We start from the raw sequence: 24812 nt of genomic DNA, 5'->3' as shown, positions 1-24812 counted from the left end.
GGCTTTTATAACCAAGCTTTTCAAAACCTAAGCCTTTAAAAACCTAAGCTTTTTCTAACTCAGGAGCTCTCTACAATGCTGGATTTCTTCATCTCACCAGCCCATGCCCAAGAAGCCGCCGCAGGCGGTGGTATTGCGCAAATCGTCATGCTGGTCGGCTTCGTGCTGATTTTCTACTTCCTGTTGTGGCGTCCGCAAGCCAAACGCGCTAAGCAGCACAAGCAGTTGGTCACCAACTTGGACAAAGGCGATGAGATCGTTATTGGCGGCGGTTTGGTGGGTCGTATCACTAAGGTGAGCGACGAATTCCTGACCATCGAGATCTCTGAAGGCACCGAAGTTAACGTGCAGAAGAACGCCGTTGCCGCCGTACTGCCTAAAGGCACCATCAAGTCCATCTAAACCTTGCCCTACCCCTGCCGAGCCAGTGCCAGCCACCCCGGCAGGGGTGACATGGTATGAATGATGGTGAACTTTGCTGTGCGCGGCGTGGCCGTGCACAGCGTTCCGTTTGTAATTGAAGGCAGGGCTTGCATGCTCAACCGTTACCCCCTGTGGAAGTATCTACTGATACTGGTCGTCCTGGTGGTTGGCCTTATCTACTCGCTTCCCAATCTATTCCCCGAAGACCCCGCCATCCAAATTAGCAGCGCCCAAGGCGATTCGCTGGATGAGCGTCAGATTGAACGCGTGGAAACCGCGCTCAGTGAAAACGATATTGAGATCAAAGCCCTAGAAGAAGAGAACGGGCAGTGGCTTATTCGTTTGCGTCACGATGACGATCAACTCCCTGCACGCGACATCGCCACCGACCTATTGGGCAATGACGCAACGGTAGCCCTCAACCTCGCTGAAGCAACCCCCGAATGGCTGCAGGCGTTTTCTGCCTCACCCATGACGCTGGGTCTTGATCTGCGCGGTGGCGTGCACTTCCTGCTCGAAGTGGATATGGATGCCGCGCTGACCCAGCGCCTGGAAGTCAACGCTAGCGCCATGCGTGAACTGCTGCGGGACGAGCGGATTCGCTATCGTAATACCGATATCGAAGAGCGTTCGCTGTCGATCGATTTTGCCAGCGCCGAAGACCGCGACACAGCGCGCAGCCTGATCAGCCGTGACTTTCCTGAGTTTGAATACAGCAGCGAAGGCGATGGCCGCGCTTCAACGCTGGTTATGACGCTTAGCGATCAGTCGGTGAATGAAATTCAGGATTACGCGATCAATCAGAACTTGACCACCCTGCGCAACCGGGTCAACGAACTGGGCGTCGCGGAGCCCATGGTGCAGCGCCAAGGCCCCAACCAAATTGTCGTAGAACTGCCCGGCATCCAAGACACCGTGGCGGCTAAGCGCATTGTCGGCGCGACGGCTAACCTGGAATTTCGCCTGGAAGCGCGCAACGACACGCCGGAAAACGAAACGGAAACCCTTACCTTTCGTAATGAACCTGCGCGCTCAGCCGAGCTAATGCGCGATGTGATCATTACCGGCGATAGCGTCTCCAGCGCCAGCAACAGCTTCGATGAGAATGGCCGCCCGCAGGTCAACATTGATCTGGACGGCACTGGCGGCACGCTGATGAACCGCGCCACGCGCACCAATATCGGCCGCAATATGGCGGTGCTGTTCATCGAGCACAAGAGTGAAGACACCGTGGTGGTCGACCCGGAAACGGGGGAAGAGACCATTGAGCGTGAGCCTTACGTTGAGCGCGGCCTGATTAGTCTGGCCACGATTCAAAGTGCCCTGGGCAACAGCTTCCGTATTACGGGCCTCGATTCCCCGACGGAAGCCGCTGAACTTGCGCTGCTGCTGCGTTCGGGTTCCCTTGCTGCCCCCATCTACTTCGTGCAAGAGCGCACGATTGGGCCAAGCCTGGGCGCTGAGAACATCGAGCGAGGCCTGCTCTCGGTACAGATTGGCTTGCTGCTGGTCGTGCTGTTTATGCTGGTGCGTTACAAGGTGTTTGGCGTGTTTGCCAACATCGCGCTGGCGCTGAACTTAACGTTGCTGGTCGCAGTAATGTCGATGCTGGGCGCCACGCTAACGCTGCCAGGTATTGCCGGTATCGTGCTAACGCTGGGCATGGCGGTGGACGCCAACGTGCTGATTTTCGAGCGAATACGCGAAGAGCTGCGCAATGGAATGTCGGTTCAGCAGGCGATTCAAGCTGGCTACGAACGTGCCTTTACCTCCATCGTCGACGCCAATATCACCACGCTGCTGGTCGCCGTTATCCTGTTCTCGATTGGCTCCGGCCCGGTGAAAGGGTTCGCCGTCACGCTCTCTATCGGCATTTTGACGTCGCTGTTCACCGCTCTGATGGTGACTCGCGCCATGGTCAACTTGGCCTATGGCAGCAAACCCGTCAAAAAGCTATGGATTTGAAAAGCATGGATCTAATCCACGTGCTTAGCCCAGAACTTAAGAGGTGGTAATGAAACCCCTATCACACCTGCAAATCGACTTTATGGGACGGCGCAACATCGCGTTTGTCGTCTCTGCTGTGCTACTTATCGTGTCGATTGGTGCCATCCTGTTCCAGCAGCTCAACCTAGGGCTGGACTTTACTGGCGGCACACTCGTAGAGGTGCGCTACGGTGCTGCGCCCTCTCTGGACGCTATCCGTGTGCTGCTCGAAGAGAGCGGCTTTCAAGATGTCTCGGTGCAAACCTTTGGGGCATCAACCGAAGTCTTGATTCGTCTCCAGCAGGCGTTTGACGCCGATGTAGGCGGAGAGGTCGTTAACCTGCTGCGCTCCAGTGGCGATAGTGTAGATCTTGTTCGCTCTGAGTTTGTGGGCTCCCAGGTAGGCGACCAACTGCGTGATCAAAGCGGCCTGGGCCTGCTGGTAGCGCTCGGCGTGGTCATGCTCTATGTCGCCTTCCGCTTTCAGTACAAGTTTGCGATTGGTGCACTGCTGGCGCTGCTCCACGACGTGATTATCGTAGTGGGTGTTTTTGCGCTATTTCAGCTCGATTTCGACCTTACCGTGTTGGCGGCGATCCTGGCAGTTATCGGCTACTCGTTGAACGATACCATCGTGGTTTATGATCGCGTCCGCGAATCCATCCGCACCTCGCGCATCGACGATATGCCGCAGATTTTCAACGAAGCGATTAACGCCACGCTCTCGCGCACCCTGGCAACCTCGGGCACCACCTTGCTGGTCCTGCTGGCGTTGCTACTGCTGGGCGGCGATATGATTGAGAACTTCGCCATTGCGCTGCTGGTCGGCATCGTCGTAGGTACGTTCTCGTCTATCTATATTGCTGCGGCGCTACTACTGCCGCTGAAGTTGTCGCGGGAAGACCTGATTCCCACCAAGAAAGAGCTCGATGAAGAAGAGGAAGAGCTGCCGTAACGGCGCATCTTTTTACTCCTCTTATTTAGCCTACAAAAAAGCCCCAGCTGGAAACCCAGCTGGGGCTTTTTTTCGTCTTTAAAGCTGTTGTCTTTAAAAACGATGGTCTTTAAAAACCTAGCAGCGATGCTTAGAAGTGCGGCGTTAGCTGCTTGATCAGCGCCTTATAGAGACGCGGCCCAGCGGCCATTAACTGCCCTTCCACTTTTACCGTGGGTTGGCCGTCTGGCGTTCCCATCAGGGCACCTGCTTCTTTCAAGAAGAGCGTACCTACCAGCATATCCTGCTCTTCCAGACCGAGCACAAAAGCGCTATCTACTCGACCAGTGGCCAACTCACACAAATCCAGTAGCCCACAACCCGTGGCCAGCAGGTTTTCGACCTGTGGGGCAAGCTGCTGAGAAACGGTTAAATAAGCAGGTAAATTGCGGGGACGCAGCCAAACTTCCGGCAGGCTCATGGCCATGCGCGTGCCGCTAATAGCGGTAGGCTTGCTAACGCGCATGCGTTTGTCGTTGTGCTGGGCGCCGCGGCCACGGCTAGCGATATACTCATCGTCAGCGAACGGGCAGATAATCACCGCGTGCTCGGGACGACCTTTGACCAGACACACCACTGAGAGTGCAAAGCCCTTACCGGCCACGGCTAAATTGGAATAGCCGTGCATCGGTTCAATTTTCCAGACGGTATCCGCGCCTTCGCCTTCACCCGAGCGATGCGGGGTAAAGCGGCCGGTAATACCGTGCTGGGGGTAACCGCGCTCCAACTGCTGAACAATCGTCGCTTCGGCCTTGCGCGCTGTCTCGTCGAGCAGGCGATCAAGGTTAAATTCATCGTGTGCGTTCTCAATACGTTCGCGCACGCGCAGGAAGTGTTCAACGGCGCCACGCGCAGCGCGCAGCGTAAATTGGACCATCGGATTCATGGTTGGGCCTTGTCACAGTGATGTTAAAGAACGTAATGCTAATCTTAGAGCAATAAGTAGGCGCAGATGCCGCCTTTGGCGCGCAATTCTAGCAGACCGCTCTCGGGCATGCCATCGACTCATGCTAGACTGCGCGCTTTACGCGATAATAATCACCCTGTTTATTCACCGAGCCTTATTCATGCTTGAGCGCATACGCATTATTTTAATCGGCACTAGCCATCCTGGTAACATCGGCGGCGTCGCCCGCGCAATGCACAATATGGGCTTGGCCGATTTGGCCCTTGTCGCCCCCCGCTGCGAAGTCATTACCCAGGTCAGTATTTCCCGTGCGTCCGGCGCAGATCACCTCCTTCATCAAGCCAGCGTGCACGCCACTCTGGAAGAAGCTGTGGCTGACTGCACGCTAGCCGTGGGTGCCAGTGCACGTTCGCGCACTCTGCCCTGGCCGATGCTCTCACCACGGGAGTTAGCTGACCGGCTGCCCGCCGAGTGCCAGCCTGAAGGCGCGCACGTGGCGCTGGTATTTGGTCGCGAGGACAGCGGCCTGACGAACGCCGAGTTGCAGCGCTGCCACGCCCACGTACATATTCCGACCAATGCTGACTTTAGCTCGCTCAATTTGGCCGCAGCGGTTCAGGTGCTTGCTTATGAGTGCCGCATGGCCTGGCTAAGCCAAACGGATGCCCCCGCAGCCGTAGCGAGCGATGACGATGACTTAGCTACCCACGCCGAACTTGAGCGCTATTTCGAGCACTTAGAGCGCACGCTGATTGGTATTGATTTCCACGACCCTGATCAGCCGCGGCAGCTAATGGCAAGACTGCGCCGACTGTACTTGCGCGCGCGCCCAGAACGCATGGAAATGAATATTTTGCGCGGGATTTTATCGGCCACCGAGAAGGCCACTAACACCAAGCAACCCAAGCCATAACTTAATAGACTTGAAGAAGCTGCCTTAAATAAGCTGACGTTAAGCACCTGGCTTGAAGAAGCTGACTAATGCCCCCATTTTTAAGGCCTGCTCAGCTATCTTCATGCGATGCACGTTCAGTTAAGTGACTGCACCTTTTACCGCCCAAGGATCACCTCATGTTTCAACGTCTACGTGAAGACATCAACAGCGTATTTGACCGCGACCCGGCCGCACGTAACTTTCTTGAGGTGCTGACCAACTACCCTGGCCTGCACGCCCTGCTGCTGCATCGCTGTGGTCACTGGCTGTGGAAAAAAAATCTCAAGTGGCTAGCGCGCACGCTGTCGACATTTTCACGCTGGCTCACCGGCATTGAAATTCACCCTGGCGCTACCATTGGTCGACGCTTTTTTATCGACCATGGCATGGGCGTGGTGATTGGTGAAACCGCCCAGGTTGGCGATAACGTCACGCTTTATCAAGGTGTGACGCTAGGTGGTACCAGTTGGAATAAAGGCAAGCGTCACCCGACATTAGGCGATGGCGTGATTGTGGGTGCGGGCGCCAAGATATTGGGCCCTTTCATCGTTGGTGCCGGGGCCAAAATTGGTTCCAACGCGGTGGTCACCAAAGAAGTACCGCCGGGTTCCACAGTGGTAGGAATTCCCGGCAAAATAGTGAAACGCGCCGACCCCGACGTGGAAGAAGCCCTGGACATCGATCCGGCCCGACGCGAAGCGATTTGCCAAAAATTTGGCTTTGATGCTTATGGTGTCAGCCAAGATATGCCCGACCCGGTAGCCCGTTCTATGCAGGCCATGCTGGACCATATGCACGCCGTAGACGAGCGTATTGAGCGTATGTGCTCAACCCTGCGCAAGCTAGACAACAACTACCGCGATGGCCAGCTTCCGGCCCTACGTGACGAAGATTTTGCCGACATCCTGGATGAGCACGATACCGGCTGCCCCGGCGTTGGTAAGCACTCGGCCACTCCGCCATCAGCCGAGGAAGAAACGTTGCCGCCGCGTAATGGTTGACCAAAGCACTCAGGTTTTCCCATAATGGCCTCACATTTGCCGTTAGTGCGCTGAACATTCAGCGTCGAGGGGCTTGCCATGCGCTTGACCACCAAAGGCCGTTACGCCGTTACCGCCATGCTCGATTTAGCCTTGCATGCCCACAACGGCCCGACCAGCCTAAGCGATATCTCCCAGCGCCAAGAGATATCGCTCTCCTATTTAGAGCAGCTTTTTGCTCGCCTGCGTCGCGCAGGCTTGGTCAACAGTGTGCGTGGCCCCGGCGGTGGCTACCTGCTTTCACAGCCGGCTGAAGAGATTAGCGTTTCAAAGGTGATTGACGCGGTGAACGAAAGCGTTGATGCCACCCGCTGCCAGGGGCTTTCCGATTGCCAGCAGGGCGACACCTGCCTGACCCACCATTTATGGTGCGAGCTTTCCGTTCAGATACGCCACTTTCTTGACGATATGACGCTGGCACAACTGATGCTGCGCCCTGATGTCATACGTATTGCATCGCGACAGAAGCAGCGTGCCGAGGCGGGCATTCTCGCCTCTTCGCCCTGACCTCAAGACACATACCCAATCACCCTGCCCGATCAACCGCTGGAATGTAACGATGACCACACCCACGCTGCCCATTTATCTGGATTACGCCGCCACCGCGCCGGCGGATGCCCGCGTGGTTGAGGTGATGCAACGCTACCTAACGGTTGACCAGTTATTTGCCAACCCGGCTTCGCGCAGCCATATGCTGGGCTGGCAGGCAGAACAGGTGATTGAGCAGGCGCGCCGTCAAGTGGCCGACGCGATTGGCGCCGACCCGAGAGAGATCGTCTGGACCAGCGGCGCCACCGAAGCGGACAACTTAGCGCTGATTGGTTTTATGCGCGCTAACCGCGAACGCGGCCTACACTTGGTGACCTCGACGATTGAGCATAAAGCCATCGTAGATACTGCCCATGCGCTGGAGAAAGAGGGCTTTGAGGTCACCTGGCTAACGCCGGGACGGGATGGCTGCATCCAGCCCGAACAACTCCGCGAAGCCATGCGTGACGACACTGTGTTGGTGTCACTGATGGCAGTTAACAACGAGCTGGGCAGCATCAACGATATCGCCGCTCTGGCGGCCGTTGCCCATGAGTTTGGGGCGGCTTTTCATACCGATGCCGCCCAGGCGATGGGCCGCATCCCCTTAGACGTAGTGGCTCAGCAGATCGACCTGATGTCACTGTCCGGCCATAAAACCTACGGTCCCAAAGGCGTCGGAGCGCTGTATGTAAAGCGCCACCCGGATATTCGCGTTGAGGCGCTGATCCATGGCGGTGGGCACGAGCGCGGCATGCGCTCTGGGACACTACCGACGCACCAAATTGCCGGCATGGGTGAAGCCTTTGCGCTAATGCAGCAGCAGTACGACGACGACAATGCCCATATTACGCGCTTGCAGCAGCGTTTTCTGCGCGGCCTCGAAGGGGTTGAGGGCGTTTTCGCCAATACCCCGCTGGAGGGCGCTGAAAAACGTGCCGTACCCAACATTCTCAACCTGGCATTTGAAGGCGTGGAGGGAGAGTCGCTCTTAATGGCACTGCGCGATGTGGCGGTTTCCACCGGCTCCGCGTGCAACTCGGCCAGCGTCGACCCTTCCTATGTGCTACTCGGCATCGGCACGCCGCGCTCGTTGGCACTCTCATCGCTGCGCTTTAGCTTCGGGCGCTTTACCACTGAAGCAGAAATTGATCATGCGTTAACGCTCATACGCCACGCGGTGAACGGCTTACGTACACCGCCACGCAATTTTTAAGGGAGGATGCCTCATGGCAACACTCAATATTACCCCGGCTGCCGCACAACAGATTCGTCACGTGCTTGATGAGCGTGGCCAAGGGCTTGGCCTGCGCGTTTCGGTCAAGCCAAGCGGTTGCTCTGGCTATAGCTACGTGCTTGATTTTGCCGACACCGTCAGCGAAGAAGAAGTGCATTTTGAAGCTCACGGAGCCAGCGTCTATGTTGCTCCCGATGCGGTCGAGATGCTCAACGGCAGTGAAGTGGATTATGTCAGCGAAGGGTTGAACCGCTTTTTCCGCTTCAACAACCCCAACGTCAAAGATGAATGCGGCTGTGGTGAAAGCTTTACCGTTTAGCCTTTGTCCGGCCAGGTTTCATCACCGGTATTCATCCCCTGGCTTAAGCGTTATAATCGCGCCCCTAGATATCCAACACCAAGCGCCGGGCAAATCCCGACCCTTGTTAAAACGCTAGCTGCTTAAACGCTAATAGCCGAATTATTTTCTGGGCCGCCCCGGCTTTCTGGGGCGGCAATTTTGCTTAGACCCCATTTATGGAGACCATTAACATGGCTACTGAACGCACTCTTTCTATTATCAAGCCTGATGCCGTTGCTAAAAATGCTATCGGTGACATCATTGCCCGCTTCGAAAAAGCTGGCCTGAAAGTCGTTGCCGCGAAGATGGTTCAGCTCTCTGAAGAGAAGGCTGGCGGTTTCTACGCAGAGCACAAAGAGCGTCCTTTCTTCAAAGATCTGGTCGGCTTCATGACCTCTGGCCCGGTGGTTGTTCAAGTGCTTGAAGGCGAAGGCGCCATTGCCAAAAATCGCGACCTGATGGGCGCAACCAACCCGAAAGAAGCGGCACCCGGCACTATTCGCGCCGATTTTGCGGAAACAATCGACGCTAACGCTGTCCATGGTTCTGATTCTGCAGAGAGCGCTGAGCGCGAAATTAGCTACTTCTTTGGCAACGACGAAATCTGCCCGCGCTAAGCCTTCCTGGTAGCGCCGCCGTCTCAACGTCAGTTGCCGGCCATTTTGCGGGGGCTAGTCCCCCGCCCCTTTCTATAATGCTGACCGCCATGACCACCACTGTAGCCCAACATACGCCCGCCCCCCGTACTGACGCCGATAGTTCAGACGCCGCAAGCACGCCTGCTGCAAAAGCGACGCCGGAGCGACACAACCTGCTTGGTATGTCCCGAGAGCAGATGGAAGCGTTCTTTTTGTCCATCGGCGAAAAGAAGTTCCGTGCTGCGCAGTTGATGAAGTGGATTCACCAAGAAGGCAGTGATGATTTTGCTGCCATGACGAATCTATCCAAACCGCTGCGTGAAAAACTGGCGCGGGTGGCAGAAATTCGTGGCCCAGCGGTGATCTACGAAGGCACCTCTAGCGACGGCACTCGCAAGTGGGTGCTTGAGGTAGAGGATGGCAGCTACGTGGAAACGGTGTTGATCCCGGCCGAAAATGGTAAACGCCGTACCCTCTGCGTTTCATCTCAGGTTGGCTGCTCGCTGGATTGCAGTTTTTGCTCTACCGGCAAGCAGGGGTTTCAGCGCAATTTGACCGCCGCTGAAATTATCGGCCAGGTGTGGGTCGCCCAACGCAGCGTTGGGCCACGTCGCGATACGGCAAATCGTCCGGTCACCAACGTGGTAATGATGGGCATGGGCGAGCCGTTGCTCAACTTCGACAACGTTGTGCCTGCCATGAAGCTGATGCTTGATGACAACGGTTACGGCTTGTCCAAGCGTCGCGTAACGCTGTCGACCTCAGGCGTTGTGCCGATGATCGACAAGCTCGGCGATGAGATGGACGTTAGCTTGGCTATTTCGTTGCATGCCTCCACTGATGAACTGCGCAATACGCTGGTACCCATCAACCGCAAATACAATATTCGCGCGCTGTTGGATGCCTGCCATCGCTATCTTTCAAAGTGCCCGGACAATCGACAGGTCACTATCGAATATACGCTGATCAAAGATATCAACGATCAGCAGGAGCACGCCGAGCAGCTCGCCGCACTGCTTAAAGAGCTACCGTGTAAGATCAATTTGATTCCGTTTAATCCGTTCCCCAATTCAGGGTACGAAAAGCCATCGCGTAACCAAGTCATGCGTTTCCAGCAGTGGCTGTACGATTTGGGTTACAACGCGACGGTCAGAACGACCCGCGGTGAAGATATAGACGCCGCCTGTGGTCAACTTGTTGGTCGCGTGAAAGACCGTACCAAACGCAGTGCACGCTACATTCAGTCGGTACAGCTTGATGCTGACTAACGTTGGGCTCAAAACAGGGCTTGTCTTGACTTCCGCTTAGCACGGCGCTTTGATGGTCACGGTTTTTATGTAGCATCGGGTTAGTTGTTGGACATTCATCACAAGAGGATTTACATGATCACTCACCGCAGGCGCCAACACCCATCACGGGTGCCCATGCTAGCCGTACTTATCGGCAGCCTGTGGCTAGCCGGCTGTGCCTCGTCCAACACCCTGACACCTCAAGACAACCCAGCGGCGGCAGACGCCTACACCCAGTTAGGCGTTGCCTATCTGGAGCGTAACAATTTACCCCGCGCACTCAATGCACTGGATCGGGCGCTTGAAATTGCCCCTCGCCATGCAGAAGCATTGCAAGCACTGGCACTGGTCTATCAACGCCAAGGTGAAAGCGCGCTTGCTCACGACTATTTTCAACAGGCAGTGAACGCCGAACCTGACTTCACCCGTGCCCGCAATAACTATGCAGCGTTTTTATACGGGCAAGGCCAGTTCAACGCGGCCTGTGAACAGTTAGAAACCGCATCAGAAGATGCCCAGTATGCCAACCGCGCCCAGCTATTTACTAATTTAGGGCAGTGTTATCTGGCACTGGAAGAATTTGATAAAGCCCGCGCTCGACTGGAGCGTGCGCAAAGTATTGACCCGCGTAATTCTCGCGGTTATTTAATGTTAGCTGAACTCGAATATTCGCAGGGCAATTACTCTCAGGCCTGGGCACCGCTGCAAACCTATTTACAGCTAGCCGAGCCCGACCCAGCAACGCTAAGAATGGCGGTTGATATCGCCCATGCGCGCGGCGAGCATGATGTCGCCGCCGATTACCAGCGCCTGCTTGGCAACGACTGACTGATTGACGCCCTGATCACCGCTTATTTAATGAAGGATGCTCAGCCATGAGCGATACACAGTCACACGAAAACGTTATCGAAAGCCCTAACACCAGCGCCTCTCCTGGCGAACTTCTTGCTCGCCAGCGTGAGCAGCTCGGCATTCCACTCGCCGATGCGGCCCGGGCGCTGAATTTACGGCCCGCCGTCGTGGGAGGGCTTGAGCAGGACGATTATCAAGAAATACCGGTCGCCGCTTACCGACGCGGCTATCTGCGCGCGTATGCCAAATATCTGGGCATGGATGACCGATTAGTACTCGAGGCTTACCAGGCCCACAACGGCAGTATCGACACCGAGCGCAAAGTCTCACTCGTCTCCACTGCCAAGCCGCCCTCTCGCATTGGTGCCTGGCTGTTTAAGCTGGTGACCCTGCTGGTGATTGTCGGGCTCATCGCCGTCACCGTTATGTGGTGGCAGAGCCGGGGGGGCAACGAGCCACCGGGATTTGGAACGACCTCGACAGAAGAGTCCGCTAACGCTCCGTCCGAGCCAGCCAATGACCCGGCGGTTGCAGAGCCAGAAACCAACTCAAGTTTCACCAGCGGAAATGAGAGTACGACGCTGCAAAGTGATGCTGCTCGCGTTACACCTACGGTTTCGCAAGACGACGCTGACACCGTTGCAGGGCTAGATGAGCCGCTACAGGGTAGCGGCAACAGTGATGCCAATGAAAATGATCAGCTCAGCAGTGCTGCAGAGACGAATAGTGAAGAGAGTAGTACTGAACAGAATGACGCTGATAGCGAGCAAGCCGCTGCCGCCGAACAAAACACCAATGCCAACCTGCTTGAGCTAACGTTTAACGAGCAGTCGTGGACTGAAATTTTTGATGCCACCAACCAGCGCATTTTCGTTGGTCTGCAAACGCCCGGCACCTCGACGAGCGTCGAAGGCGAGCCTCCATTTCGCTTAACCATAGGCAATGCCACCGGCGTTGAACTGCGCTACCAAGGCGAGGAAGTTGATCTTCCCGCTCGCGCAGGCGCCAACAATGTTGCCCGATTCACCCTGGGAGAGTGACCCGTCCTATGCACGCCCCTTCTCCGATAAAACGCCGTGTTTCCCGCCAGATTCAAGTTGGCAACGTCGCGGTGGGCGGTGATGCCCCCATTGCCGTTCAAAGCATGACCAATACCAACACACTGGATGTCGCCGCGACCGTGGCCCAAATCCAGCAGTTGGAAAAAGCCGGTGCAGATATCGTCCGCGTCTCAGTACCCGATATGGACGCCGCCGAAACCTTTGGTCAGATCAAAAAGCTGGTCAATGTCCCGCTGGTTGCCGACATTCATTTTGACTACAAAATTGCTCTGCGCGTTGCCGAACTCGGCGTTGATTGCCTGCGCATCAACCCCGGCAATATCGGCCGTGAAGATCGCGTGCGCGCCGTTGTCAGCGCAGCCCGTAACCATGGCATTCCGATTCGGATTGGCGTCAACGCGGGTTCGTTGGAAAAAGACCTGCAGAAAAAGTATGGCGAACCTACGCCTGCGGCGCTGGTGGAATCTGCCATGCGCCACATTGACTACCTGGATCGCCTCGACTTCCAAGAATTCAAAGTCAGCGTCAAAGCCTCGGATGTGTTTATGGCGGTGGCCGCCTATCGCGACTTGGCCGCACGCATCGAACAGCCGCTGCACCTGGGTATTACCGAAGCGGGCGGACTGCGCTCAGGTACCGTGAAGTCATCGATTGGCCTGGGCATGCTGCTGATGGACGGTATTGGCGACACCATCCGCGTCTCGTTGGCGGCAGACCCTGTGGAAGAGATCAAGGTTGGCTTTGATATGCTCCGCAGCCTCAAGCTGCGCTCTAAAGGCATCAACTTTATTGCCTGCCCCAGCTGTTCGCGCCAGAACTTCGACGTCATTGATACCATGAACCAGCTTGAAGAACGGCTGGAAGACGTGATGACACCGCTCAACGTCTCAGTGATTGGCTGTGTGGTCAATGGCCCCGGCGAAGCCAAAGAGACCGATATCGGCCTGACCGGCGGCAGCCCCGCCAACCTGGTGTATATCGATGGCAAGCCCGCCAGTAAGCTGCGCAATGACCACTTGGTCGATGATCTTGAAAAGTTGATTCGCGATAAAGTCCGCGAAAAACAGCAGCAGCAAGACGATATGATTGCTCGCAGCGTTTAACCGCTGGGGCTAGCTGCCCGCTAAGACAAAGAGCGTCTAGCGGCAGAATAAGGAGTTTTCTTTGAGCAAGTCCGCCGTTAAAAAGATTCAAGCCATTCGTGGTATGAACGATCTATTGCCCAGCGACAGCCCACGCTGGCAGTTTTTTGAAGCCAAAGTACGCCAGCTCATGCTGCGTTACGGGTTTAATGAAATTCGTACGCCTATCGTGGAGCAAACCGCTCTGTTTGCACGCTCTATCGGTGAAGTCACCGATATCGTCGAAAAAGAGATGTACACCTTCGACGATCGCAACAATGAGAGTTTGACCCTGCGCCCCGAAGGCACCGCCAGCTGTGTGCGAGCGGCGATGGAACACGGTCTGCTGTATAACCAAACCCAGCGGTTATGGTATCAGGGTCCCATGTTTCGCTATGAGCGTCCGCAGAAAGGCCGCTATCGCCAGTTTCATCAGATTGGTATTGAGGCCTTTGGTTTTGATGGCCCTGACATCGACGCCGAGGTGATCCTGCTTTCGGCTCGCCTATGGCAAGAGCTGGGGTTGATGGAGCACGTCACCCTGGAGCTAAACTCACTGGGTTCGTCTGAGGCGCGTGCGGCCTATCGAGATACGCTGGTGAGTTACTTTGAGCAGCATCATGATGTGCTTGATGAAGACTCCAAGCGCCGCTTGACCAGCAACCCATTGCGTATTCTCGACTCCAAGAACCCGGCCATGGCCGAGATGCTTGACGCTGCGCCGCAGTTGATGGATCACCTGGATGCCGAGTCCCGTGAGCACTTCGAGCAGCTCACCAAGATGCTTGAAGCCGCTGGCATTGACTATGTAATCAACCCACGCTTAGTGCGCGGGCTCGACTACTACTGCCGGACCGTCTTCGAGTGGACGACGACCGCACTGGGCAGCCAGGGTACCGTCTGCGCAGGTGGTCGTTACGATGGACTGGTCGAACAGCTGGGCGGCAAACCTACCCCAGCGGTGGGCTTTGCCATGGGCATTGAGCGGCTGATTCTGCTGCTTGATACCCTGGAACTGATTCCTGAAGACGCGCTTGGCGGCTGCGATGTCTATTTGCTACCCATGGACGATAACGCCACCACGGCGGCCATCACCGTGGCTGAGCAACTGCGTAGCGAGCTACCTGAACTGCGTTTGCAGCTTCACTGTGGCGGCGGCAGTTTCAAAAGCCGGATTAAAAAAGCCGATAAAAGCAATGCCTCAATGGCGATCCTGCTCGGCGAAGATGAAATCGCCAAGCAGTCGGCGACAGTCAAGTTTCTACGCGATGACCGCGAACAGCGAAGCGTCTCCCAAGCAGCATTAGGCCGCACGCTGCGCGAGCTATTAACAGCTAACGCATAATACGCCCTCTAGGGTAACCGCCTGCTCGCATGCGACGGTCTAAACATACGACTTTAGAAGAATAGGAGCCCGCCCGTGGTGGAGCTGAGAAGCGAAGAAGAGCAGCTAGACGCTGTTAAGCGCTGGTGGAAAGAGAACGGCATGTCGTTGATCGCAGGCGCGGTCCTGGCTGCGGCGGGGGTGTTCGGCTGGAATGCTTGGCAGGACTATCAGCAAGGCCAGTCTGAGGCCGCTTCCATGCGCTATCAGCAGTTGATCAACATGACTGCTGGCAATGAGCTTGGTGATGATCAGTTGGCCAGTGCGCGTGAAATGGTCGCCGAACTGACCGATGAACATGGCGACACGCTCTATGCCGAACTCGCCCTGCTGCTTGATGCACGTTTAGCGGTTCAACAAGGTGACTTGGAAGCTGCCAGAAGTGCACTGGAAAGCGCTGCCAACTCATCTCGCCGCTACGTGCAAAGCCTGGCGTGGCTTCGCTTAGCGCGTATTGAGCTTGCCGACGGCAACCCCACACAGGCGCATGCGTTGCTGGACGAGCCAATTACTGACGCCCTGGCAGCACAGCGAGCTAACGTACGCGGCGATGCGTTTGCCGCTCAAGGCGACACTGATGCAGCCCGCGATGCTTGGGAAACGGCGCTGGAAGTGTCACAAACCCAAGACCAGCCGCTTTACGGCGTGCAGTTCAAGCTTGACGATCTCGGCGCTCAGGAGGCGACACAATGACTTTTGGTATCCCAACGAAACAGCTAGTACGCGCAAGCTTAGGCGCGTTGTCACTGGCTCTGCTGGTTGGTTGCGCTAACAAAGGTGAGCCTGCTTATACGCCGAAAGAGTTGCGTAGCTTCGACGAGACCTCCTCGCTAGACACCCAATGGCGGCGCACCGTAGGCGATGGTTTCGGCCATGCTCGCTACCCCATTGCACCTTCCCGTGAAGGCGACACCGTGTTTGCCGCAGACGCTGAAGGCGTGGTGATGGCAATGAATGCCAATAACGGCGATGTTGAGTGGGAAATCGATCTCGACACCACCATCTCCAGCGCGTTAACGGCGATTGCTGGTCAGGTTTACCTGGCGACCGGTAACGGCGAAGTCATTGCGCTGGATCAAAATGACGGCAGCGAAAGCTGGCGTTCACGGGTTTCCAGCGAAGTGCTTGCTGCGCCCCAGGCTAACCAGCAACTGCTGGTCGTGCAAAGTGTTGATGGCCGCGTGACTGCCTTGGATCGCGCCACTGGCGAAGAGCGCTGGGTCTACACCAGTTCGCAGCCTTCACTCACGCTGCGCGGTACCGGCACGCCGATGGTCATTGACCCGGTTACTTTTGTTGGCCTAGCCAATGGCCGTTTAGCCACACTGGATAACCGCAGCGGCCAACCGCTATGGGATATGCAGATCGCCACACCGAGTGGTCGTAGCGAAGTAGAGCGCCTGGTTGATCTTTCTGGCCAGCCGATTATCAGCCCCGATGGCCGCCTGTTTGTGACCAGTTACAACGGTCGCGTTGTAGCGCTAGAAGCCACCCAAGGCGATGTGCTTTGGGAAGCGGATCTGTCTAGCCGACATACACCGATTTTGGTCGGTGATTTTTTATTCGTGGTCACCGATGACAGCCAGGTGGTTGCGCTAGATGCCAACAGTGGCCGCGAAGTTTGGCGCAATGACGATTTAGAAGAGCGTTGGTTAACCGCCCCGGCCTTCGCCGATGGCCGCTTAGTGTTCGGTGATTTTGAAGGCTATCTTCACCTGATCGACGCTCGTGAAGGCAATATCGTAGGACGCACTCGCGTGCACAGCTCGGGCATCACCGTTCGCCCGGTCACTGAAGGCAGCACCATTCATGTCCAGGCCAACAATGGTCGCCTGGAAACCCTGGAAGTAACTCCATGACACCCGTCATTGCTTTAGTCGGTCGCCCCAATGTGGGCAAATCGACGTTGTTTAACCGCCTAACGCGTTCGCGTGATGCACTGGTGGCCGACTTTCCTGGCCTCACCCGCGACCGCAAGTACGGCAATGGCATGCTGGGCGATAAGGTCTATACGGTTATCGACACTGGCGGCATCAGCGGTGACGAAGAGGGTATTGACGCTGCGATGGCAGAGCAGTCGCTTGCTGCCATTGATGAAGCCGATATCGTGCTGTTTATGGTCGACGCCCGCGCCGGCCTTATCGCCGCCGATCAGGCAATTGCCAACCACCTGCGGGTTAACCAGAAAAAAACCTGGCTGGTGGTGAATAAAACCGATGGGTTAGAAGAGCATTCGGCGATGGGCGACTTCTGGTCGCTCGGCCTAGGGGATCCTTGGCCGATTGCTGCCGCTCACGGGCGCAACGTTTCCACCCTGATTGACGTGGTACTCGAACCTTTTCCCGAGCGCGATGCCAGCATTCCTGCCGACACCGGCAGTAAAGGCGTTCGCATCGGCGTGATTGGCCGCCCCAACGTGGGCAAATCGACTCTGGTCAATCGCCTCCTCGGTGAAGACCGGGTTGTCGTATTCGATGAGGCGGGCACTACTCGCGATGCCATTGAGATTCCCTTCGAGCGCCGCGGCAAGCCCTATGTACTGATTGATACCGCAGGTATTCGTCGGCGCAAAAACGTGCGCGAAATCGCCGAGAAATTCTCCATCATCAAGACCCTGGATGCGATCAAAGAGTCCCATGTAGTGATCATGGTACTGGATGGCTCCAGCGGCTTGGTGGAACAGGATTTGCACCTGCTCGACTACGTATTAACCACCGGGCGCGCCCTGGTGCTGGCAGTCAACAAGTGGGACGGTCTGGAGACTGAGGCCAAGGATAAAATGCGCACCGAAGTGAAGCGCCGCTTGGGCTTTGCGGATTATGCCGAACTGCACTTTATCTCTGCCCTGCACGGCACGGCGGTGGGCGATCTTTACCCGTCGATTGACCGCGCCTTTGATGCCGCCAACGCTCACTGGTCAACCAACCGGCTCACTACCCTGCTACAAGATGCTGTTAGCCAGAATCCGCCGCCGATGGTACAAGGCCGACGGATTAAACTGCGCATGGCTCACCAGGGTGGCAGCAATCCGCCGATTATCGTTGTCCACGGTAACCAAACTGAGTCATTGCCTGAAGCGTATCGCCGTTATCTCACCAATACGTTCCGCAAGGTATTGAAGGTACGCGGCACGCCGATTCGCTTTGAGTTTCGCTCGGGCAGCAATCCGTTTGACACTATGGCGGGCGCCAGCGACAAAGAGAAGGCCAAGAAGCGCGAGTTAAACCGCACTAAAGAGGCGCGTAAAAGTCGTCGCTGAGATGATTGGAAGCGGTACTTGATCACGCCTGCTGTTACCAGCAGGCGTTTTTAATGGTGCCGAATCAAACGGTGGAGATTGCCACCTATGAAGCATCAACGAACTCAAGGCGATTACGACCTTTACGCTTTGCTTGGTATAACTTCTGATCAGCGGTTTCAAAAAAGGCTTCGAGCGTATCGTTTTCCGAAGGCACAATAGTGTTTATCCCTATACTGACAGTCACTATGTCCGACACCTCCGACGTTGGATGTGGAATTCTCTGATTGGCGACCAGCCTTCGACAGGTTTCGGCAATCTCAATTGCTTCTTCACCCCTTGTGGTTGGCATAATCAACACAAACTCCTCACCGCCATAGCGAGCGAGCAAGTCGGTCGAGCGCATGGCAGCACAGTAATGGAGGGCCTCAGCCACTTTACATAAACAGTCATCCCCTGCGGCATGCCCGTGTTCATCGTTAAAGTTTTTAAAATGGTCGACATCAAAAATAGCTAACGACAGCGGAGTTCTGTACCGTTGGGCCTGCGCCCAAGCGACGCGAATTGACTCGTCATACATGCGCCGATTAGCAATTCCTGTGAGGCTATCGTGAAAAGAGAGCGCTTCAAGCTGCTTATTCAGACGAAGCAACACATCTTCCATTTTTTTGCGCTCTGAAATATCGAATATAAAGCCAACCAGAGCGGTTGTGACGCCGTTTTCACGAATAATATGTACCACGTCTCGTACCCACACATAGCCACCACTGGCAGTCAGAGCACGATAGTCCGCCTCATGATCAATACCGCAATCAGACTGCGAAATACATAAATTAGCGGTCGCTTCGCGCTCGTCCAAATGTATGCGATCGATCCAATCCTGAGCGGTTTTCCAACTATCCTGTCGCCAACCTAGCAGCGTCTCAATTTGGGGGCCGATGTACTCAAACTCTTTCGTGATCCAATTTAACTTCCATGGGATCGCCTTGGTCGACTCTAAAAGGGTTTTATAAAGCCCGTACTGTTCCTGGGTTAAATGCCCCATGGCATTACCTCTTTCAAGCGTTAAAAGCTCGTCCCTGAGGGAAAGATACACACTAAGCAACCAGCACTATGACGTAATAGCTCTGGGCTTCGTGGACTCATGATCATTTCTATACTAAGAAGATTGTTTTTGTCATCCCATTAGTAATTATTGGCCTAACCTCACATCAGACATTCAGCCTATTAGCTTCCGCTAAAACGCTATTGACAATTGATGAGACTGGCCCCCAAATAGCCGCACCTAACGGCAACACTCACTCTGACACTTCAGTCCTTATTAGGATGTAAACATATGCTTTATGCTGCTAACCGCTGGCGTGGTGTTGTTATGCTCGCTATGGCAAGCCTATTGGCTGGTTGCATTGCTTTGCCTCAAACTAGCCTGTTTGCATTTCGTTTGGCGGTGACCTCCCTGGGGATCGAAGATGTACGCATTGGCCCTTACAGCATTAATGCGGGATTGGATACGAGTGACCTAACCAGCCTGATCGCTTCAAGCCTGGGTGCGGGTAGCCTGCCCATACAGGCCACCATTGCCATGGGCCTTGGCTTACCCGCTGGCATGCCGCCGGTCGAGATGTCAGGTTTTCGCTGGTCGCTGGATATGCCTGGCGTTGACCCTGTGCAGGGTAACTATAAGCAGGATGTCACGCTGACCTCCGGTGACGATGCTAATTTACGCCTGCCGGTTGCCTTTGATGTGCTGGCAACCGACACCCAACGCATGTCCTCCATGCTGGAGCTTGCCAGTCAGTTGGCGTCTCGAGGCGAGCTACCGGCCGGTAGCCAGTTGGCTATCACGCCAGGCGATCTGCGCGGCTTAGGTATGCGGCTTCCTGCGGGACTATTAACGCCGACCATTCGCCTGAATGTCGGTGCCGATGGACAGCTAGTTCCCCAGCGCTGAGGGTTGCTCAGTTCAGCCTCCATACTCACCCTCCAGGTAGGTTATGATGGGAGGGATTGATTTACTGCTATCAGCGGTTATCTTGTGATCAAGAAACCCATTCGTCTATAAGGAAACCGTCTCATGCGCTGGCTTCGCCCTCTCGCTGTTACCGCTTTATGTGCCTCTATTGCCGCTTGTACCACGTCTCCCACCGGACGTTCGCAGCTATTGCTGCTCTCAGATGGTGAGCTCAATGAGATGGGCCGCCAGGCATTTTCTCAGTATCAGCAGGAACTGCCCACTGCTGGTCAGTCTAGTCAGCGCTACGTTCAGTGCATTGCCAATGCCATCGTAGCGGAGCTACCCGCTCAGCAGCAGCAATTAGACTGGCAAATCCGCGTATTTGAATCTGAACAGCCCAATGCCTTCGCCCTACCCGGCGGCTATATGGGCGTCAATACAGGTATGTTGGATATCGCGACGACCCAAGACCAGCTTGCTTCCGTGATTGGTCACGAAATTGGACACGTGTTGGCCAACCATGCCAATGAACGCGCCTCAACCGAGAGCGCCACCTCGTTAGGCCTGTCGGTGATTTCCAGCACCTCAGGCATGCAGTCTGCCGGTGGCCAGCAACTCATGAGCGTCCTGGGAATGGGCGCTCAGTACGGCATCGTACTGCCGTTTTCCCGGGCCCATGAGAGTGAGGCGGACGTGATTGGTCTGGACCTGATGGCGCAAGCCGGTTTCGATCCACGTGAAAGCGTCACCCTATGGGAAAATATGCAGTCAGCGACTGGCGGCGGCGCCCCCCCGGAGTGGATGTCGACTCACCCTGGTCAAGGTCAGCGCATTGAGGGTCTACAGGGTAATATGAATCAAGCCTTGGCTATCTATGAACAAGCCCGCAGCAATGGCCGAACGCCCAACTGCCCGCGCCCCTAACGTTTCGCTGAGTGAGTCGGCTCTTGAGGTTTAAATGATTCGATTGGGATTACTGCTGTTGGTCCTGCCGTTGTTTGTGCTGATGGGGGTCTACTTCTGGGAGTTAAACGACGTGCGCGCTTGCCAGCTTGACGGCGGACATTGGGATTACATCGAGAGTGTTTGCGCCGATGCCTCGCAGCCCTTTGTCTCGTGGCTACAGCGTTCGCCTCTGCTCGTCAATGGCGGCATGCTGCTATCGGTAGTGGGGCTAGTATTGTGCATGGTGGGGCTGTACGTTAAACGCGCTAAGTAAAGCGTTGTTAGCAGTTTAAAAAAGCGGGGGCAGATATATTATCCGCCCCCGCTTTTTTGCAGCGTTAACTCAGTAGATTAGGAATAGTTAAGCGACTGGCGCAGCATTTCACGCACGGGCGCCGTGTCAGGCCGCACGTTGCGCCACAGAAAAAATGACTCAGCGGCCTGTTCTACCAGCATTCCTAGGCCGTCGAGTAGCTTCGCACCGCGCGGGCCTGCCCACTGTAAAAACACCGTAGGTTCGGCCCCGTACATCATGTCGTAAGCCCAGGCATTAGCGGCAAAGAGCTTATCCGGTAGCGGTGGCAGCTCCCCCGTAAGGCTAGCGCTGGTGCCATTTATGACTACGTCAAAGACCCCACTAACGGTGTCGAAACCACCGCCATGAATAGGCCCAAGATCGGCAAAATCGCTAGCCAGTTGGGCGGCCTTAGCGGCGGTGCGGTTAACCACGACGACTTCGCTGGGCTGTTCGGCGAGGAGGGGCTCAAGAATACCGCGCACTGCTCCGCCAGCCCCAACTACCAAAATGCGCTTCCCCGCTAACGCCACGCGGTGGTAGGCCAAATCACGTACTAAGCCAACGCCATCGGTGTTGTCGCCGTAGGTACGGCCATTACCGCCCAGAATCAGCGTATTCACCGCGCCTGCCCGGCGCGCGCGATGGCTCAACGTATCGCATAGCGCAAAAGCATCGCCTTTGAACGGAACGGTAACGTTGGCACCACGCCCGCCCGCGTCGATAAAGGCTCGCCAGGCACCCGCAAAGCCGTCCAACGGCACCTCTTCAGCAGAGTACTCAAGCGCCTGTTGCGTTTGATGAGCAAATTCAGCCTGTATCAACGGCGACTTGGAGTGCTTGATGGGGTTGCCAAATACGCAGTAACGATCAGTCATGTGAGCTCTCCGCTTTTTCTTTTGCTGGCATCCGCAGCGGATTCGCCGAGCCAGTCGCGAGGATGTAAAAAGTCATTCAAACGCGCTTCGGCGCTGCCGGGCTGTGGCTCAAAGGCGTACTCCCAACGCGCCAAGGGGGGCATCGACATTAAAATCGACTCCGTGCGCCCACCACTTTGTAAGCCAAACAGCGTACCGCGATCCCACACCAGATTGAACTCCACATACCGACCACGACGATAAAGCTGGAAATCGCGTTCGTGCTGCGTCCAGGCATCCTTTTTGCGGCGCTCCACAATGGGTAAATAAGCCTCTAGGAAGCTGTCGCCCACCGCCCGCTGCATAGCAAAACAGTCGGCAAACTCGCCTTCATTTAAGTCATCGAAAAACAGCCCACCCACGCCACGGGTCTCATCGCGATGCTTGAGATAAAAGTACTCGTCGCACCAGGTCTTGTAGCGGGCGTATACGTCATCGCCAAACGGATCACAGGCTGCTTTTGCCACCCGGTGCCAGTGGACGACGTCCTCCATGACGGGATAAAACGGCGTTAAGTCATAACCGCCGCCAAACCACCACACAGGCGGCTCGCCGACTTTCTCTGCTATAAAGAAGCGCACGTTGCCATGGCTGGTGGGGACATGCGGATTTTCAGGGTGTAGCACCCAGGAAACGCCTACCGCGTGAAAGCTACGCCCGGTAAGTTCAGGGCGTGCGGCGGTAGCGGAAGGCGGCAGCTGAGTACCATACACATGGGAAAAGTTGACGCCGCCCTTTTCAAATACGCCGCCATTAGTCATCACCCGAGATCGGCCACCGCCCCCCTCTGCACGCTCCCAACTATCTTCCTGGAACTGAGCAGCCCCGTCGGCTTCGGCTAATCCAGCGCAGAGCCTTTCCTGCAAATCAAGAAGGTAGCGTTTAACGTCATCAAGGTGCTCGTGTGCCACGGTAACTCCTGAGGGATAAAGGATAAGTAGTGGTGAATGAAAAGTAGTCAGTCGGCAATTATCAGGGATGAATTGAGACGTACCGTTTAGGAGCGCATGACGTTGCCTGTGGCTAAATCCCTAATAGTGCTGGGCTTGGCATTGCCCCCTAGCTCGCCTCTCACCACATGAGCTACTTCATCGCCAAAGATTGAGGTGATTTCAGCGGCGCTCATCGCAGGCGGCTCTCCGGAGCGGTTAGCCGAGGTAGATACCAGCGGGCCGCCAAAGGCTTCACAAAGCGCTTTCATTAGTGGGTGGTCGGTCACTCGAAGTGCCACACGCTCGTGGGCACCACGCACCAACCCATGACTGCGGCCATAGTCAGGCACTAGCCAGGTATTGGGTCCCGGCCAGCTTGCCGCCAGGGGTGCGTGCATCGCGAGAGGAAGCTGGCTCAACCAGGGTTGGAACTGGCCAATGTTGGCAGCAACGAGGATGACGCCCTTGGCAGGATCGCGCTCTTTCATGCGCATCAGGTGCGCTAGGGCCTCGTCGTTTTCGGGGTCACAGCTAAGCCCCCAAACCGCTTCGGTGGGGCAGGCAATCACTCCCCCACTACGCAGCGCGCTAATCGCAGGGGCTAGATCGGTCGCCAAACTCATGTTCTCTCCTCACGGCTAACAGGCCTTTAATCGTTTTATCCTATCATGGCCGCGGCAGCCGCACCCAGCCTCCCGCCTGCTGGGCGACCCAGCCTTCTAACTCCAGCATCAGCAGGCGCTGCTGACAGTCGCTGACCGTCACACCGGTGGCGTGCACCAAGAGATCGATCGGCGTTGGGGTAGCGGATAAAGACGCTAATAATGAATCGGGCAGTAGCTCTTGTGCGGGTGATTTCTCTGCCGCCGCCGGTAAGGTTTGCTGCATGGTGTCTTCGGGCGGTATAAACGCCTCCGCCCAGTGACCAAGATCGGCGATGATATCGTCGACGCTAAGGGCAAGGTGGGCACTGCCCTGACGCAGTAGTGCTAAGCAGCCGCGGGCCTGAACGTTGTGTAGCGAACCGGGCAGCACAAACAGTTCGCGATTTTGCTCTAAGGTGAGCCGCGCACTGACCAGCGAACCGCTTTTTTCGGTGGCTTCGACCACTAGGGTACCGAGCGAGAGACCGGTAACGATTCGGTTGCGCCGCGGGAAAAACGCCGGGCGGGCCAGCGTACCTGGTGGATGTTCAGACACCACCAGGCCACCGGGTAGAGAGCTAAGCTGCTCGTGGAGATCACGGTGGGAGGCAGGATAGATCACATCTACACCACAGCCGAGTACGGCGATCGTGCGTCCGCCGGCATTTAGCACTGCGCGTTGGGCAACGCCGTCAACCCCTAACGCCATACCGCTGACCACGCACCAGCCGCGACGGGCTAGATCGCGAGCGAAGGTTTGGGCGTTATGGGTGCCTTCGCCGGTGGGACGACGAGTGCCTACCATCGCAAGCTTGGGACCCTCCAGGGCGCTAAGATCACCCTGGGCCCAGAGCACCACGGGCGGGTCGGGCAGCTCATTTAACAGTGCTGGCCAGGCGGGGTGATCACGATGCAGTACGTGACGGCTTGGACCGCTTTGCTGCCACGCCTCGGTTTCATCAATTACTTTTTGCAATGGGCTGCGGGTGGGGTGTTCTAGCCACAGGCGCAACCCGTTGGCAGCACGGCTCGGCAGTGCTGCCAGCCAGCCTTCCGGCCACTGCGGCTGTCGGGCAACCAATTGCGCGATACGTAGCGCTCCCATACTAGGTAAAGCATTGACCGCCAGCCACTCCTGGGCGTCCATACTCTC

Annotated in this window: 26 protein-coding genes; 20 read left to right on the top strand and 6 right to left on the bottom strand. The window is 56.2% G+C overall.

All coding sequences use genetic code 11. The annotated features are described in order from the left end of the window. The first annotated feature begins 75 nt into the window (after positions 1-75). The 3 genes from yajC (at position 76) to secF (ending at position 3364) form a co-directional block, all read left to right on the top strand. A complete protein-coding gene (gene yajC / locus AC5TBW_RS03010) occupies positions 76-402 on the top strand; it encodes a preprotein translocase subunit YajC (RefSeq protein ID WP_007111584.1) in 327 nt (108 codons plus the stop codon). A 132-nt stretch (positions 403-534) separates the two neighbouring features. Further along, on the top strand, positions 535-2388 hold the full coding sequence (secD, locus tag AC5TBW_RS03005; RefSeq protein ID WP_495510659.1) for a protein translocase subunit SecD: 1854 nt from the start codon (positions 535-537) through the stop codon (positions 2386-2388). Between the two features lie 49 nt (positions 2389-2437). Then, a complete protein-coding gene (gene secF / locus AC5TBW_RS03000) occupies positions 2438-3364 on the top strand; it encodes a protein translocase subunit SecF (protein WP_495510658.1) in 927 nt (308 codons plus the stop codon). 130 nt (positions 3365-3494) lie between these two features. Here secF and AC5TBW_RS02995 read toward each other — a convergent pair whose 3' ends face one another. Then, a complete protein-coding gene (locus AC5TBW_RS02995; protein ID WP_495510657.1) occupies positions 3495-4289 on the bottom strand; it encodes an inositol monophosphatase family protein in 795 nt (264 codons plus the stop codon). 181 nt (positions 4290-4470) lie between these two features. Here AC5TBW_RS02995 and trmJ point away from each other — a divergent pair, with 181 nt between their 5' ends. The 14 genes from trmJ to der all read left to right on the top strand — a co-directional run bounded on the left by trmJ (position 4471) and on the right by der (position 17993). Further along, positions 4471-5223, top strand: a complete 753-nt coding sequence (trmJ, locus tag AC5TBW_RS02990) for a tRNA (cytosine(32)/uridine(32)-2'-O)-methyltransferase TrmJ (protein WP_495510656.1) — start codon at positions 4471-4473, stop codon at positions 5221-5223. 158 nt (positions 5224-5381) lie between these two features. Further along, positions 5382-6245, top strand: coding sequence for a serine O-acetyltransferase (gene cysE, locus AC5TBW_RS02985; protein ID WP_495510655.1), 864 nt, complete (start codon positions 5382-5384; stop codon positions 6243-6245). A gap of 78 nt (positions 6246-6323) precedes the next feature. Next, a complete protein-coding gene (gene iscR, locus AC5TBW_RS02980) occupies positions 6324-6791 on the top strand; it encodes a Fe-S cluster assembly transcriptional regulator IscR (RefSeq protein ID WP_495510654.1) in 468 nt (155 codons plus the stop codon). Positions 6792-6843: 52 nt separating this feature from the next. Beyond that, positions 6844-8028, top strand: coding sequence for an aminotransferase class V-fold PLP-dependent enzyme (locus AC5TBW_RS02975; protein WP_495510653.1), 1185 nt, complete (start codon positions 6844-6846; stop codon positions 8026-8028). Positions 8029-8041: 13 nt separating this feature from the next. Further along, on the top strand, positions 8042-8368 hold the full coding sequence (locus tag AC5TBW_RS02970; RefSeq protein WP_308320544.1) for a HesB/IscA family protein: 327 nt from the start codon (positions 8042-8044) through the stop codon (positions 8366-8368). A 212-nt stretch (positions 8369-8580) separates the two neighbouring features. Further along, positions 8581-9006, top strand: coding sequence for a nucleoside-diphosphate kinase (gene ndk, locus AC5TBW_RS02965; protein WP_495510652.1), 426 nt, complete (start codon positions 8581-8583; stop codon positions 9004-9006). Positions 9007-9095: 89 nt separating this feature from the next. Further along, complete coding sequence (gene rlmN, locus AC5TBW_RS02960) at positions 9096-10295, top strand: dual-specificity RNA methyltransferase RlmN (protein ID WP_495510651.1); 1200 nt, start codon at positions 9096-9098, stop codon at positions 10293-10295. A gap of 114 nt (positions 10296-10409) precedes the next feature. Further along, positions 10410-11144, top strand: coding sequence for a type IV pilus biogenesis/stability protein PilW (gene pilW, locus AC5TBW_RS02955; protein WP_495510650.1), 735 nt, complete (start codon positions 10410-10412; stop codon positions 11142-11144). 47 nt (positions 11145-11191) lie between these two features. After that, on the top strand, positions 11192-12208 hold the full coding sequence (locus AC5TBW_RS02950) for a RodZ domain-containing protein (RefSeq protein WP_495510649.1): 1017 nt from the start codon (positions 11192-11194) through the stop codon (positions 12206-12208). Positions 12209-12216: 8 nt separating this feature from the next. Further along, positions 12217-13332: a flavodoxin-dependent (E)-4-hydroxy-3-methylbut-2-enyl-diphosphate synthase gene (gene ispG, locus AC5TBW_RS02945; protein WP_495510648.1), complete on the top strand. Its 1116-nt coding sequence runs from the start codon at positions 12217-12219 to the stop codon at positions 13330-13332. A gap of 61 nt (positions 13333-13393) precedes the next feature. Beyond that, a complete protein-coding gene (gene hisS, locus AC5TBW_RS02940) occupies positions 13394-14695 on the top strand; it encodes a histidine--tRNA ligase (RefSeq protein ID WP_495510647.1) in 1302 nt (433 codons plus the stop codon). Between the two features lie 75 nt (positions 14696-14770). Then, on the top strand, positions 14771-15427 hold the full coding sequence (locus AC5TBW_RS02935; protein WP_495510646.1) for a YfgM family protein: 657 nt from the start codon (positions 14771-14773) through the stop codon (positions 15425-15427). Further along, positions 15424-16593, top strand: coding sequence for an outer membrane protein assembly factor BamB (gene bamB / locus AC5TBW_RS02930; RefSeq protein ID WP_495510645.1), 1170 nt, complete (start codon positions 15424-15426; stop codon positions 16591-16593). The genes AC5TBW_RS02935 and bamB overlap by 4 nt, the downstream gene beginning before the upstream one ends. Further along, positions 16590-17993, top strand: a complete 1404-nt coding sequence (gene der, locus AC5TBW_RS02925) for a ribosome biogenesis GTPase Der (RefSeq protein ID WP_495510644.1) — start codon at positions 16590-16592, stop codon at positions 17991-17993. Before bamB ends, der begins: the two co-directional genes overlap by 4 nt. A gap of 85 nt (positions 17994-18078) precedes the next feature. On the opposite strand, the gene AC5TBW_RS02920 is transcribed toward der, so the two are convergent. Continuing rightward, a complete protein-coding gene (locus AC5TBW_RS02920) occupies positions 18079-19017 on the bottom strand; it encodes a sensor domain-containing diguanylate cyclase (protein WP_495510643.1) in 939 nt (312 codons plus the stop codon). Between the two features lie 291 nt (positions 19018-19308). Between AC5TBW_RS02920 and AC5TBW_RS02915 the strand changes: the two genes are divergently transcribed. The 3 genes from AC5TBW_RS02915 to AC5TBW_RS02905 all read left to right on the top strand — a co-directional run bounded on the left by AC5TBW_RS02915 (position 19309) and on the right by AC5TBW_RS02905 (position 21145). Further along, positions 19309-19923: a hypothetical protein gene (locus AC5TBW_RS02915; RefSeq protein ID WP_495510642.1), complete on the top strand. Its 615-nt coding sequence runs from the start codon at positions 19309-19311 to the stop codon at positions 19921-19923. A 123-nt stretch (positions 19924-20046) separates the two neighbouring features. Then, positions 20047-20850 carry a M48 family metallopeptidase gene (locus AC5TBW_RS02910; protein ID WP_495510641.1) on the top strand — a complete coding sequence of 268 codons (804 nt, stop codon included), beginning with the start codon at positions 20047-20049 and terminating at the stop codon, positions 20848-20850. 34 nt (positions 20851-20884) lie between these two features. Beyond that, positions 20885-21145 (top strand): hypothetical protein, encoded by a 261-nt coding sequence (locus tag AC5TBW_RS02905; protein ID WP_495510640.1) that lies wholly within the window; start codon positions 20885-20887, stop codon positions 21143-21145. Between the two features lie 77 nt (positions 21146-21222). Here the strand turns inward: AC5TBW_RS02905 and aroE are convergent, their stop codons facing one another. The 4 genes from aroE to dprA form a co-directional block, all read right to left on the bottom strand. Beyond that, on the bottom strand, positions 21223-22044 hold the full coding sequence (gene aroE / locus AC5TBW_RS02900) for a shikimate dehydrogenase (RefSeq protein ID WP_495510639.1): 822 nt from the start codon (positions 22042-22044) through the stop codon (positions 21223-21225). Beyond that, entirely contained in the window at positions 22041-22994 is a 954-nt protein-coding gene (gene hemF / locus AC5TBW_RS02895) for an oxygen-dependent coproporphyrinogen oxidase (RefSeq protein ID WP_495510638.1), read from the bottom strand. Before hemF ends, aroE begins: the two co-directional genes overlap by 4 nt. Before the next feature lie 86 nt (positions 22995-23080). Then, positions 23081-23638, bottom strand: coding sequence for an L-threonylcarbamoyladenylate synthase type 1 TsaC (tsaC, locus tag AC5TBW_RS02890; protein WP_495510637.1), 558 nt, complete (start codon positions 23636-23638; stop codon positions 23081-23083). Between the two features lie 43 nt (positions 23639-23681). Beyond that, positions 23682-24806: a DNA-processing protein DprA gene (gene dprA, locus AC5TBW_RS02885; protein ID WP_495510636.1), complete on the bottom strand. Its 1125-nt coding sequence runs from the start codon at positions 24804-24806 to the stop codon at positions 23682-23684. Between the last annotated feature and the right edge of the window lie 6 nt (positions 24807-24812).

It is taken from the genome of Vreelandella sp. ssv (assembly GCF_059448525.1).
Note: the sequence above shows the minus strand (reverse complement) of the source record. Positions and strands in the feature narration are given on the sequence as shown.